Raw genomic sequence first — 12,811 nt, 5'->3', positions numbered from 1 at the left:
GCTCGAGGACAGCCACGGTCCGCGACGGTCAGCTGTCCGCCGCCTCCTCCGCCGCGCCGTCCATCGCGCGGACGCGCACGGCCAGGTCGTTGTCGTTGGTGTAGTACGGGCCCGCCTCGACCTTGCCGTGCTCCGCCGTGTCGAGGACGACCACCGGGTAGGTGAAGATCGCCTTCTTGTCCGCGACGTCGTCGAGGAGCCGGGCGAGGCGCACCCGGGGGCCGCCGTCGCCGGCCGGGAGCAGCCACAGGTCCCAGGGTCCCGTGCCGCCCTCGGCGAGCGGCCCGTAGGGCAGCGTGACGGTGAACTCCGGTCCCTCGGTGACGGCTTCGGCCTGGTGTACGCGGCCCGGCTCGTCGCGCCGGACGGCCTCCACGTACGCGTCGGCGGAGAGCTCGGTGCCGTACACCCGGCCGCGCACGGCCATCCTGTCGGCGGAGATCTCGACCTCGCCGGCCTCGGCGTGCGGCGCGCGCAGCCAGCTGCGGACCGAGAGGTTGCCCTGCTTCGTCGCGTACGGGATGCGCACCGCGACATGGCCGCGGCTGCCGCTGGGCGCGCGGTCGACCAGCGAGCGCAGGTCGTTCACGCCCGGCATGAGGCGGCGCAGCTCGCCGCCCGCGACCTGTGCGTACGCGTTCCAGCGGCCCTCGGCGAGCTCGACGCTGCTGGGCAGCGCGGCCCGCAGCCTGCCGTCCGCGGACGGGGAGAGCGGCAGGCGTACGTAGTCCTCGGCGGAGTCGGCGTCGCGGCGGCGCAGCAGCAGGTGGGCGGCGTCCGTGCCGGGCTCACCGGGGTCCGTGACGTCGAAGGTCAGTCCTCCGGCGGAGTCGGCGATGCAGTCGGCGCGCGGTGCCCCGGGCGCGTCGTCCCCGTCTCCGGCGTGCGATGCCGCCTGCGAGGTGGCCAAGGCCGTCATGCGGTCGATCCCTTCGTCTGTACCCGGCCGAGATCTCGCACCGCGTACGCGCCCCCGAGCAGCGCGCCGCGCGTGCGGTGCAGGGAGCCGCGCATCCGGCCCCCCAGCGAGCCTCCGCGGGTGATCATCCCGGAGAACATCGCGTCGTAGCGCTCGGCGATGCGCTGCGGGTCGAAGCGCTCGGAGTCCTGGAGCGCCGCGCCCGCCATCTGCTGCCGGAGCGAGTCGTTGTTGATCAGTTCGAGCAGTCCGCCGGCGATGGCGTCGGCGTTGCCGGTCTCGACGAGCCGCCCGTCGACGCCGTTGGAGATGATCTCGCCGGGGCCGTGCGGGCAGTCGGTGGCGACCACCGGAAGGCCGCAGCGCATCGCCTCGACGATCGTCATGCCGAAGGACTCCAGGCTGGAGGTGACGGCGGCGATGGAGCCCTTGGCCCACTCGGGCTCGATGGGGTGGGCGGGGCCCATCAGGAAGACGTGGTTGTACAGACCGAGCTCGTCGATCAGGGCGCGCAGCTTGTCCTTCTGCTTGCCGCCGCCGTAGATCCGCAGCCGCCAGTCGGGGCGCTCGCGCCGCACCTTGTCGAAGGCCCTGATCAGCAGGTCGTACCGCTTGACCGGGGCGAGCCGGCCGGCCGCGACGACCCACTTGTGGGTGCCGTCGGCGGGCTCGATGCCGGGCGCGGGCACGGGGTTCGGCACCGCCTGGATGTGGACGCCGGGCAGCCGCATCATGCGGGTGTACGAGCGTGCGTCGGCCTCGGTCGTCGTCGTCAGGACGTCCAGGCGCGGGTACACGCTGCGGAGCTGGCGGCGCAGTTCCCTGGAGTGGCTGTCGAGCGTGAGGTGCTCCTGGCCGACGCGCAGCGGGCCGCGCGCGGTCTGACGGGCGATGTGCACGTTGATGCCGGGCCGCGTGCCGACGACGACGTCCGACTCCAGGGAGGAGAGGTGAGCGGCGATCCGCCGGTCGGTCAGCGCGCTGTACTGCTTGTAGCGGCCCTCGGCGCTGGGGAACGTCCGGGCCGGACGCAGGTGCTCCGGGTCGTCGCCTTCGTACCCTGCCGTGCCTTTGCGCAGGTCGACGAGGTGGCTCAACCGTACGCGCTGGTCAGGCGCGAAGATCGGCTCGTCGCGGTGCCGGAAGACGGAGACGACCTCGACGTCATGCTGCTGGGCCAGCGTGTTCGCCAAGTTGTACGTCGTCCGGATCGTCCCTCCGATTCCGTACGCGTTGTGAATCAGGAAAGAGATGTGCATGCGTCCCCGTATTCCGCGCTTCCATGCGGACAGTCCCCCTCGTCCGCCTACCGAAGGGTTAGACGGGGATTCCTGGCCAAGGGTTGGGTTTCCTCACCATCCTGTTCCCGAACAGTTGCGTGATCGGAAGCCAGAAATGGGAACCTTTTTGCGAAGCGGCGCATCAAGGCTGGTAGGAGAGCTGGGGGACGTCAAAGCAGTTCGTGGTCATGTCGCCGCCTTGGGTGACCCAGCCGTGGTCATCTTGCCAGCGGGCCACCGACATGCACGTCCGACGCGACGTGGGGGGCTCCGAACGGTGCTCGAAGGAGACCGGTACGAGCAGCCCCCGCGCGGAGTACGAATTGTTACGGTCCATGAAGCGGTCCACGCACGCACGCGTGATGTCCCCCTCGCGCAGGACCGCGCAGGACCGCGCCGCGTCGGTGAACCACATGGCGGCGGCCCAGCCCTCCACCTGCCACTGCGCGAGCGCCCTGCCCTTCATGGCGGCCCGGAACTCGCGCACGGCCGGGTGCCCGGTGTCCTCGTAGTTCCTGCTCGACCCGGTCGCCCAGAGGGCGTTGCGGCAGCGGGGCGCGTCCTTGTAGTCGTCGCCGACGGTCGAGGTCCAGTTCTGCACGTTGGTGACCTTGGCGGTGACCTTCGCCCCGACGTCGTCCATCGCCTCGCACAACCGGGCGTTGCCGTGCGTGTCCATCGCGTCGAAGACGAGGTCGGCGCCCTGCTCCTTCAGGTCGGCCGCGGCGGCGCGGAAGTTGGGCAGCGCGAAGTCGACCTGTTCGGTGACCACCTTGTAGCCCTCGGCCTTCAGGCCCCGGGTGACGAGCCTGGCGTACGCGGCCGACGCGGCCTGGTTGTAGGAGACGACGGCGGCGGTCCGCGCACCCTGCTCCCGCTTGAAGTAGCGGTAGACCTCGGTCCCGCCGTACAGCTTGCCGCCCCACCCCGGCCGCCCCTTCCGCGGGGCGAGGCTGCCGTAGATCCCGTACAGGTGCGGGTAGGTGTCGTACGCGGAGCCGATGGGCTGGCCCCCGACGTCGGGCACGCCCGCGCGGGAGACCCGCGCCGCGCCCGCGTAGTCCAGGGCGGACGTGGCCACCAGGGCGACGACCCGCCGCTCCTCGACCAGCCTGTGCACGCAGTCGTTGTTGCCGACCCCGCTGCCGCCGTCGTCGCAGGTGAGCACCTCGACCTTGCGGCCCGCGAGGCCGCCGCGCGCGTTCAGCCTCTCGAAGTAGGCCTTGGCGCCGTCCCGCGGCCCGGTGAACGCGGCGCCGCCGACCGGGCTGGTCGCGCTGGTGATGATGCCGACCCTGACCGGCGCTCCCCCGGCGGGCGCGGGCGCCGTGCCGCGGCCCTCGAAGTCGCTCTCGGGCAGCCGGCTCCCACAGGCCGTGCCCGCCACCAGGAGTGCGACGGCCAGGAGCGCCTCAACAGCCGGGACCGGGCGACGCATTCCCGCTCAGCTTCACCAGCGCGCAGAGGGTCTTGACGGACACCTTCCAGGTGCCGTCCTCGTCGACGGCCGTCCCCGAGGCGTCGGGCAGCGCGGTGGCGCCCTTCAGCGTCAGCGCGTACGTCACCTCCGCCTCGGTCGCCGAGCCGAACTCGACCTTGCCGACCTCCGCCGCGACCTGCTGCCCCCGTTTGTCGCCGCTGAAGCTCTGAAGGACCTTCCGCATCCCCGCGCCGTTCTCCAGGACGGCTTCCTTCTCCTTCAGCGACACCTCGGGGTCGAAGAACTTCTCCCAGTTCTCGCGGACCTGCTTCTCCGCGGCGGCCGGATCGGCGGGCGCGGACGCACTGTTGCCTGCCGGGCTCTTCGACTTCGCCACCGACGGCTCGGGCGGCGTGGATCCGTCCCCGCCTCCGCTGTCGTCACCGCAGGCCACGGCGGCCGGGGCGATCAGCAGGACCGCGGCGGCCGCGAGCGCCGCGCTGCGCACCCTGCCCCGCCCGAGGTACGTCCCTCGCCTGGGGCTGCTCCCGAGAACCATCTGGCTCACCACCGGGTGTCGGTCCGGACCGGCTCGGCCCGGAGCTTTCAGGGTCAGCTTCCAGAGGGCATAGTGCAAGCCATCGGCTGACATGGACAGCCCACCGACGTGACTGATGTGACCGACGACGTGTCCCAGGGGGCCTCGATGCGGGCGGATCGGACAGTTCCCGAGGTGTGGGCGGCCCTCGCGGCGCTCGCCGTCGGCGCGGTGCTCTGCGTGATCGGCTGGTACGGCGTCTCCGGGGAGCGTTTCGCCGAACGGCAGCTGCCCTATCTCGCCTCCTGCACGGTGCCGGGTGCCGCGCTGATCGTCGCGGGCGCGGTGCTGCTCACACACGGCAGGAGCACCCTGGCGGCGGCGCGCGTCGAGGAGCTGTACGGCCTCTTGGTGACGGCGGAACCCGCGGCCTCCGGGGAGCCGCCCGCCGCTCCGGTGGCGACCGGCGCCGCGCTCCTCATGATCCCCGGCGGAACGCTCTGGCACCGCGCGGACTGCCCCCTGGTCGAGGGAAAGCCGGCGGCGGCCCCGGCGGACGCCACCATCCTGGCGGCGGACGCCCTCGCCCCCTGCCCGATCTGCGAACCCCCGCGCCCCCCGGAGCCGGACGGCCCGCAGGGCGCCCCCGAACCGGCCCCGGAGCACTGACCGGTGGCGTCCCTGAGCTACGACCTCACACTGGCCGGGCTCTCGGTCGGCAGCGCCGCCGCCCTCACCGGCATCGGCCTGATCGTCACCTACCGCGCGACCGGCGTCCTCAACTTCGCGCACGGCGCCATCGCCATGGTCTGCGCCTACGTCCTGCGCCAGCTGACCGCCGAGTGGCACTGGCCGCTGCCCCTGGCCACGGCGTGCACGCTGCTGCTCGTCGCGCCGGGCATCGGACTGCTCCTTGACCGCGCCGTCTTCCGCCCGCTCGCGGTCCTCGGCACCGATCCGGCGCAGACCCTGGTCGCCTCGATCGGCGTCTTCGTCCTGCTCGTCGGCGGGGCGGCCCTCGTCTGGGGAACGGGCGCCCGCTCGGACGCGCCCGTCCTCCTCTCCCCCGACCCCTGGGCACAGTTGGGCACCGCCGTCGTCCTCGCCGCGGCGGTGGGGGCGACGACCCTCTGGACCCGCTTCGGCGGCGAGCTGCGCGCGGTGGTCGACAACCGCGGCCTCGCCGTGCTCTCCGGCATCGACGCGGACCGGGTGGCCGCGGCGGGCTGGGCCTTCGGCTCCTGTACGGCGGGCCTCACCGGTGTCCTGCTCGCCCCCTATGTGCGTCTCGACCCGTACGGGATGCCGCTCCTCGTCATGGAAGTGGTGGCCGTCGCCGTGGCCGCCGGCATGCGCAGCCTGCCCGTCGCCGTGGGCGTGGCCCTCGGCCTCGGCGTGGCGCAGAGCCAGCTGACCCGCCTGCACCCCGGGGGGCTGCCCGAGCAGCTCCTGCAGACGGCCGGCGCGAACCTCTTCGTGATCGCCCTGCTGGTCGCGGCGCTGGTCCTGCCGGGCGTCGGCACCCGGGACGCGCTGCCCCGGACCGCGAGGACCCGCGTCCCGACGCCGCCGGGCGCGTGGACGGTGGCGGGGGTCCTCTTCCTGCTCCCGCTCGGCTTCGCGGGCCCGGACCTGACGACCGCGGTCCAGGTCCCGGCGCTCGCGGTGATCCTCCTCTCGCTCGTGATCGTCACCGGCAGAGGCGGCCAGATCTCCCTGGGCCAGGCGGCGTACGCGGGGCTCGGCGCCCTCTTCACGGCCCTGCTCGCGGCGGGCCGCTTCCCCGGCCTGCCCGAGCTGCCGCACGTCCCGGCCCTGGCGGTCGCCGTCCTCCTGGTGGCGCCGCTCGGGCTCCTCACCGGGTGGCCCGCGATCAGCCGCCACGGTCTGGCGCTGGCCCTCGCGACGTTCGCGGTCGGCGTGGGCGTCAGCCGCTTCGTCTTCACACAGCCGTACGCGACGTCGGGCCTGACCCTGGGCCGCCCCGCGGGCTTCGCGGGCGACCGCGCGTACTACGCACTCGAACTCGTCCTCCTTGCCGGGGCGTTGCTCCTGGTCACCGCGTTGCGCCGGGGCCGTACGGGCCGTGCGCTCGCGGCGCTGCGGGACCACGAGGCGGGCGCGGCGGCCGCCGGGGTGGCGGTCCCGGCCCTCAAGCTCACCGCGTTCGTCACGGGGGCGGCGCTCGCGGCGCTCGGCGGCGGCATGCTCGCCGTGGGGCAGCGCGCGTTCGACGCCGGGGCGTACGACCCCGTGCGCGGGCTCCTCTGGTTCGCGGCGGTGGTCGTCATGGGCTCGGACAGCGTTCTCGGGGCGATGGCCGCGGCGGCCCTCCTCGTCGGTCTGGACGCGGGCACGCGCGGCGGTGTGGCGGCGGCCGTGATCGGCCTCCTCGCGGTCCTGATCGGCCGCTTCCCCGGCGGCCCGTACGAGGCGCTGCGCACGGTCACCCGGCGGCTGCGCCGGACCCCGCGCCTCACCCCGCTCGGCGAAATGATCCGGGTGACCGCCCGGGGCGCCGCCGACCCGGCCCCGCGGCAGGAGAAGGCATCCACCGGGCCGCACCACGAGAACAGCGGGCGCACCGATACCCCCGCGCCGGACCCCGCACTCGATCGCGCCGCGCCCGATCGCCCCGCCCTGACCGCCCACCACATCACCGTCGCCTACGACGGTTTCACCGCCCTCAACGACGTCACCCTCACCGTCCCGCCGGGCCGCGTCACCGCCGTGGTGGGCCCCAACGGCGCGGGCAAGAGCACCCTCTTCCACTGCCTGGCCGGCACCCTGCGCCCCGCCGCGGGCCGCATCACCCTCGGCGCCCGCGACATCACCCGGCTGCCCGCGCACGCCCGGACCCGCACCGGCACGGCCCGCACCTTCCAGCAGCTCGCGGTCTTCCCGTCCCTGACGATCACGGAGAACGTCCGGGTGGGCGCGGAACAGGCGCCACGGCGCACCCCCGACGCGACCGCCCGTGCGCTGCGCCTCCTTGACCTCACGGGGCTGCGCGCGCACCCCGCCGCCGGGCTTCCCACCGGCACCCTCAGACGCACGGAACTCGCCAGGGCCCTCGCGGGCAACCCCCACACCCTCCTCCTCGACGAGCCCGCGGCGGGCCTGGACGCGTCCGAGGTGCGGGCCCTGGCCACTCTGTTGCGGGCCCTCGCGGCCGACGGCATGGCGCTTCTGGTGGTCGAGCACGACCTCGACCTGGTGGCGGGGCTCGCCGACACCGTGCACGTGATGGCGGCGGGCCGCATCGTCACCACGGGTCCGGCGGACCAGGTCCTGGCGCAGGCCCGCTGAATGCGCGGCATGGAGCTGCGCGACGCCCGCGTCCACTACGGCCCCCTCGAAGCCCTGCACGGCGTCACCCTCGCGGCCCCCGCCGCCGCCCTCACCGTCCTCATCGGCCGCAACGGCGCAGGGCGCACCACCACCCTGCGCGCCCTGGCCGGCACGGTCGCCCTGTCCTCGGGCGCGGTCCTGCGCGACGGCCGCGACGTCACGCGCCGGACGGCGCACGAACGGGCCGCGCAAGGGCTGTGCTTCGTGCCGGACCGCCGGGCGGTGTTCGCCTCCCTCACCGTCGCGGAGAACCTCGGCCTCTCGCACCCGGCGGGCGGCCCCGCCCGGGCCCTGGACGCCTACCCCGAGCTGCGCCCGCTCCTTTCCCGCCGCGCGGGCACCCTCTCGGGTGGCGAACAGCGCATGCTGGCCCTCGCCCGTGCCCTGCTCTCGGGCGCCGGGGTGGTCCTCGCGGACGAGCCGACGCAAGGCATGTCACCCGGCGTCGCGACCCGGACGTACGCGCTCCTGGGCGCCTTGGACGCGTGCGTCGTCCTGGCCGAGCAGCGGCTGCCGCCCGCCCTGCGCGAGGGCGCGGGCCGGACGGCGGTCGTGCACGAACTGCGCCGGGGCGCGGTGGTGTTCAGCGGGGAGCCGGGAGAGCTCAGAGCCCGTCCTTGACGCCCTTCCCGGCCGCCGAACGCCCCGGAATGACGAGCACGACGCCCACGCCGATCCGGTCGGGACGGCTCCCGATCCTGGCGCGGTTGGCCTTGTACAGGGCCTGCCAGCCTCCCTTCACCTGGTAGCGGCGCGCGATCGAACTCAGCGTCTCGCCCGCCTTCACCCGGTGGACGCGGCGGTCGAACCGCTCGATCCGCAGCTTCTTGGAGCAGGCGGGCCAGGCGTTCCACCCCTGGGCCGCCACCACCTTCTCGGCGACCTTGATCTGCTCCTCCTTGGTGGCGAGATCGGCGCGCGGCGCGTACGCGAGCCCGCCGTGCTCCTCCCAGGTGGGCTGGTAGAACTGCAGCCCGCCGTAGAAGCCGTTGCCCGTGTTGGTGTCCCACCGGCCGTTGCTCTCGCACTCGGCGAGGCACTGCCACGGCCCCTTGGCCGCGGAGCAGTCCTCCGCGGCGGCGGCGCCGGGCCTCGACGGTGGGGCCGCGGACGCGGCGGCCGACGGCAGCACAAAGGCAGCCAGGGTCACGCCGACGACCAGGGACACGGATCGGAATCGCTTGGTCAGCTTCGGGTGCATCGGGTCACGCTAGGCAGCTCCGCGGCGGGCCCCTGCTGTGCCGCGCCGCCGCGGAGCCGACCCCACCCGGTCGGACTATCAGCAGGTCAGACCGAGAGCCGCTGCCCCGGCACGATCATGTCCGGGTTACCGCCGATGACCTGCTGGTTGGCCGCGTACACCCGTTGCCAGCTGGTGCCGTGCCGGGCCGCGATGCGGCTGAGGGTGTCGCCCTGCCGGACGGTGTAGTTCCCGGGAGCGCCGCGCGAGACTCCCCGGTCGGAGCGGGCGGCGGCCTTGCCGGGCCGCTGTCCGACGGCCTTGGGCGCCGGTTTGGCCGCCTTCGGCACCGGTGCCGCGGCCGACGGTGCGCCGCCGTAGGCGCCGGCGCGGGCCGAGCAGGTGGGCCACGCGCCCCAACCCTGGGCGCGCTGGACCTTGGCGGCGACGGCGATCTGCTGCGCCTTCGACGCCCTGTCGGCGGTCGGCGCATAGGCCCCACCGCCGTACGCACGCCACGTACCGGCGGAGAACTGCAGCCCGCCGTAGTAGCCGTTGCCCGTATTGATCTGCCAGTTTCCGCCGCTCTCGCACCGTGCGATGCGGTCCCACACTCCGCTGTCCGCCGCACCGGCCTGGCCGGTCGCGGCAAGCAGGCCCAGCGGGGCAAGGAGTGCGGCCCCTCCGATCACTGCCTTGGTGCGCGTGCTCTTGGGACGTGCGGACATGAAAATCCCTCTCGAAGGACCCGGGCTCCCCCTGGCCGTCCGAGCCCCTTCGCGCGTCCGGCGCCGGGGGTCCCGGTCGGCCCCGCGCGCCGGTGTCGGTGTTCGAGCTGGCTGCTGCGACCGGCGGCGTACCCGAGCGGTGCTCGCTGCACACGGCGGTGGAATGTAGGAGCCCTCCCGCCCGCCATCAAGCAAGCCCTTGTCGCGCCAGGCCAGTTGAGTGTTACCGGCGGTATCAACGAGTTCCGGACACCCACCTCATCAGCCGATATCGCCATTTACCAGCCATCCACTCCTCTCGGTTGTGACTCAGCTCACCCCCTCAACTTCCATGCCCCCGGCACCTGTTGGCGCGGAGTGACGGATTCCGCCGCTCCGTTGACCCTCCGCTGCGGATGGTTCGATTCCGTTCCCCTTCGCGCGTGACCTGCGCCACTGATCCACCGTTGTCTCTCTATGAGCCGGGCACGGTCCGGCTCGCCACACCCTCCCCATGCACCACAGATGACGATCCCGAGGAGCCACCCGTGCCGCGCATGCTCGACGTCAGCGACGACGTACGCGCCGAGATCGGCGACGAAGAAGCCGACCGGCTGCTCGCCGGAGACAACACCCCGGGCAGTTACGACTGCACGTCCTGCCGCACCCCGGGCGACGCCGAACAGGAGCGCACCAGCACGGTCCTGTTCGTCGGCGACGAGACGGCCGTGCTCGCCTTCGCCCACTCCACCTGCCTGCCCTCCCAGATCGTCACGGTCTCCGAGGAGCAGCTGCAGGGCGCCGTGCGGTCGATCACCGGAGACGAGGGCGCGGCGGCGGCCGACGCCGCGCCGAACCAGGCGGTGCTCGGGGTGACCAGCGGCCTCGTCCTGATCGAGGGCGACCTGCGCCCCGCGCTCGTCGTCGAGCCGACCGGCGCCATCGCCCGCCCCGGCGCCGCGCCGGGCGGCGGTGACGACTTCCTGCCGCTCCTGATCGAGCAGGGCTTCATGCCGGTCGCCTCGCTCGACTCCGTACCGGCCCCGCTGCCCGGCTGGTCGGTGCTGCTCGCCATGGGCCAGCTGCACGCCGTCCTGCAGCCCGGCACCGGCGGCGGCTCCCCCGTCGCCTGGTGGCAGGCGCACCACCCGCTCCAGGTCACCGAGGACTGGCGGACCGCGGCCAACAAGACGCAGACCGTGCTGCTCTTCGCGGCGCCCGTCGGCTCCATCGGGCGGCAGCCGCGCGAGGACATGCTGCGGGGCGCCCTGGACAAGGCGGCGACCCACGGACGGCTCGTCGCGGCCTCGATGCCGCTCGCCGGAACCTGAGCATGCGGGTGCCGGGGGCCGTGCCCGGAGCCCGGAGGCGCCGGTCACACTTCTGCCCGACCGGGAAAGCGGGCAGGGCCCCGCATCCGCAGGGCGACGGTTTCGTTGGCACTGACGTGCACACATACGACCCCTCCCGCCCCCGGCCGGCGTATCAGAGCCCCATCCCCTCCATGCGTACGGCGCAGGACACGACGGGCAGCCACTCGGCCACACCCATCTACGACACGCTGTACTCGGAGTACCTCAGGGCCTTCAGGGCCCTGCCGGGCGACCGGTCCGGCGAGGAGGACATGGGGTTCATCGGCTTCGGTACGGGACCGTACGGCTACCAGCACCGGGCCGACGGGCGGCACGACCAGCGCTACGGCTCGTACGGCCAGTTCCAGGTGGCGCGCTACGGCCAGCACGAGCACTACGCGACGGGCCACCACCAGTTCCCCGCGGCCCTGCCCCCGGGCCCGCGCCGCGAGCACTGAGCCCGCACACCCCGGACAGCCGAATGCCCGGCCCCCACGACGGGGACCGGGCATTCGCGTACGAGCTGTTGCTGCTCGGCCGTTACTTCTTACGGCCGCGCTTCTCGCGCACGCGCACCGAGACGTGGATCGGCGTGCCCTCGAAGCCGAACTCCTCGCGCAGACGGCGCTCCAGGAAGCGGCGGTAGCCCGCCTCGATGAAGCCGGAGGCGAAGAAGACGAACCGCGGCGGCTTGGTGCCCGCCTGCGTGCCGAAGAGGATGCGGGGCTGCTTGCCACCGCGGACCGGGTGCGGATGCGAGGCGACGATCTCGCCGAGGAACGCGTTCAGACGCCCGGTCGGCACGCGCGTCTCCCAGCCCTCAAGGGCCGTCTCGATCGCCGGGACGAGCTTCTCCATGTGGCGCCCGGTGGCCGCCGAGACGTTGACGCGCGGCGCCCAGGCGACCTGGGCGAGCTCGGTCTCGATCTCCCGCTCCAGGTAGTAGCGGCGCTCCTCGTCGAGGGTGTCCCACTTGTTGTACGCCACCACGATCGCGCGACCGGCTTCGACGGCCATCGTCACGATGCGCTGGTCCTGCACCGAGATGGACTCGGAGGCGTCGATGAGGATCACCGCGACCTCCGCCTTCTCCACGGCGGCGGCGGTACGCAGCGAGGCGTAGTAGTCGGCGCCCTGCTGGAGGTGGACGCGCTTGCGGATGCCCGCCGTGTCGACGAACTTCCAGGTGACGCCGCCCAGCTCGATGAGCTCGTCGACCGGGTCGCGGGTGGTGCCCGCCAGTTCGTTGACGACCACGCGGTCCTCGTTGGCCACCTTGTTGAGCAGCGAGGACTTGCCCACGTTCGGACGGCCGATGAGCGCGATGCGGCGGGGGCCGCCGACGGCCACGCCGAAGGTCTGCTCGGGCGCCTCGGGGAGCGCCTCGAGGACGGCGTCCAGCATGTCGCCGGTGCCGCGGCCGTGCAGCGCGGAGATGGGGTGCGGCTCGCCGAGACCCAGGGCCCACAGGGCGGTGGCGTCGGCCTCGCCGGAGGGGCCGTCGACCTTGTTGGCGCAGAGCACGACGGGCTTGCCGGCCTTGCGCAGCAGGCGCACGACGGCCTCGTCGGTGTCGGTGGCGCCGACGGTGGCGTCCACGACGAAGACCACGGCGTCCGCGGCCTCGATGGCGTACTCCGCCTGGGCGGCGACGGACGCGTCGATGCCGAGCACGTCCTGCTCCCAGCCGCCGGTGTCGACGAGCTTGAAGCGGCGGCCCGCCCACTCGGCCTCATAGGTGACGCGGTCGCGGGTCACGCCCGGACGGTCCTCCACGACGGCCTCGCGGCGGCCGATGATGCGGTTCACCAGGGTCGACTTGCCGACATTGGGACGGCCGATGACGGCGAGGACGGGCAGCGGGCCGTGACCCGCCTCCTCGATGGCGCCCTCGACGTCCTCGATGTCGAAGCCCTCTTCGGCGGCGAGCTCCATGAACTGTGCGTACTCGGCGTCGCCGAGCGCCCCGTGGTCGTGCTCGGCAAAGCCGTCGCCCTCGGGCTGGATCTGGTCGTTCATGAAGTCCGTACCTCGTCGTTCATCGTGGTGATCGGTGCACCGGCC

At 73.4% G+C, this 12,811-nt stretch carries 12 protein-coding genes; 5 read left to right on the top strand and 7 right to left on the bottom strand.

The genetic code is table 11. The annotated features are described in order from the left end of the window. Positions 1 to 28 precede the first annotated feature (28 nt). The 4 genes from ABZ953_RS26915 to ABZ953_RS26900 all read right to left on the bottom strand — a co-directional run bounded on the left by ABZ953_RS26915 (position 29) and on the right by ABZ953_RS26900 (position 4,178). Positions 29 to 919, bottom strand: coding sequence for a hypothetical protein (locus ABZ953_RS26915; protein WP_361728430.1), 891 nt, complete (start codon positions 917 to 919; stop codon positions 29 to 31). After that, positions 916 to 2,178, bottom strand: a complete 1,263-nt coding sequence (locus tag ABZ953_RS26910) for a glycosyltransferase family 4 protein (protein WP_361728427.1) — start codon at positions 2,176 to 2,178, stop codon at positions 916 to 918. Before ABZ953_RS26910 ends, ABZ953_RS26915 begins: the two co-directional genes overlap by 4 nt. Before the next feature lie 163 nt (positions 2,179 to 2,341). Continuing rightward, positions 2,342 to 3,637: an ABC transporter substrate-binding protein gene (locus ABZ953_RS26905; RefSeq protein ID WP_361728424.1), complete on the bottom strand. Its 1,296-nt coding sequence runs from the start codon at positions 3,635 to 3,637 to the stop codon at positions 2,342 to 2,344. Beyond that, entirely contained in the window at positions 3,612 to 4,178 is a 567-nt protein-coding gene (locus ABZ953_RS26900; protein WP_361728421.1) for a hypothetical protein, read from the bottom strand. The genes ABZ953_RS26905 and ABZ953_RS26900 overlap by 26 nt, the downstream gene beginning before the upstream one ends. 147 nt (positions 4,179 to 4,325) lie before the next feature. Between ABZ953_RS26900 and ABZ953_RS26895 the strand changes: the two genes are divergently transcribed. The 3 genes from ABZ953_RS26895 to ABZ953_RS26885 are packed head-to-tail and all read left to right on the top strand — an operon-like array spanning position 4,326 to position 8,129. Continuing rightward, positions 4,326 to 4,826 (top strand): hypothetical protein, encoded by a 501-nt coding sequence (locus ABZ953_RS26895; RefSeq protein WP_361728856.1) that lies wholly within the window; start codon positions 4,326 to 4,328, stop codon positions 4,824 to 4,826. A gap of 3 nt (positions 4,827 to 4,829) precedes the next feature. Continuing rightward, positions 4,830 to 7,466: an ATP-binding cassette domain-containing protein gene (locus ABZ953_RS26890; protein WP_361728418.1), complete on the top strand. Its 2,637-nt coding sequence runs from the start codon at positions 4,830 to 4,832 to the stop codon at positions 7,464 to 7,466. Beyond that, positions 7,467 to 8,129, top strand: coding sequence for an ATP-binding cassette domain-containing protein (locus ABZ953_RS26885; RefSeq protein WP_361728415.1), 663 nt, complete (start codon positions 7,467 to 7,469; stop codon positions 8,127 to 8,129). Here the strand turns inward: ABZ953_RS26885 and ABZ953_RS26880 are convergent. Together ABZ953_RS26880 and ABZ953_RS26875 are read right to left on the bottom strand one after the other, a co-directional pair. Further along, positions 8,113 to 8,709, bottom strand: coding sequence for a transglycosylase family protein (locus tag ABZ953_RS26880; protein WP_361728412.1), 597 nt, complete (start codon positions 8,707 to 8,709; stop codon positions 8,113 to 8,115). The genes ABZ953_RS26885 and ABZ953_RS26880 overlap by 17 nt on opposite strands. A gap of 86 nt (positions 8,710 to 8,795) precedes the next feature. Further along, on the bottom strand, positions 8,796 to 9,416 hold the full coding sequence (locus ABZ953_RS26875) for a transglycosylase family protein (RefSeq protein WP_361728409.1): 621 nt from the start codon (positions 9,414 to 9,416) through the stop codon (positions 8,796 to 8,798). A 527-nt stretch (positions 9,417 to 9,943) separates the two neighbouring features. On the opposite strand from ABZ953_RS26875, the gene ABZ953_RS26870 reads away from it, so the two are divergent. Beyond that, complete coding sequence (locus ABZ953_RS26870; RefSeq protein ID WP_361728406.1) at positions 9,944 to 10,726, top strand: hypothetical protein; 783 nt, start codon at positions 9,944 to 9,946, stop codon at positions 10,724 to 10,726. Positions 10,727 to 10,899: 173 nt separating this feature from the next. After that, positions 10,900 to 11,205 (top strand): hypothetical protein, encoded by a 306-nt coding sequence (locus ABZ953_RS26865; protein WP_361728403.1) that lies wholly within the window; start codon positions 10,900 to 10,902, stop codon positions 11,203 to 11,205. 82 nt (positions 11,206 to 11,287) lie between these two features. On the opposite strand, the gene der is transcribed toward ABZ953_RS26865, so the two are convergent. Further along, positions 11,288 to 12,766 carry a ribosome biogenesis GTPase Der gene (gene der / locus ABZ953_RS26860; protein WP_361728400.1) on the bottom strand — a complete coding sequence of 493 codons (1,479 nt, stop codon included), beginning with the start codon at positions 12,764 to 12,766 and terminating at the stop codon, positions 11,288 to 11,290. Between the last annotated feature and the right edge of the window lie 45 nt (positions 12,767 to 12,811).

It is taken from the genome of Streptomyces sp. NPDC046465, from assembly GCF_040646035.1.
In the GTDB taxonomy this organism is placed as follows: domain Bacteria; phylum Actinomycetota; class Actinomycetes; order Streptomycetales; family Streptomycetaceae; genus Streptomyces.
Note: the sequence above shows the minus strand (reverse complement) of the source record. Positions and strands in the feature narration are given on the sequence as shown.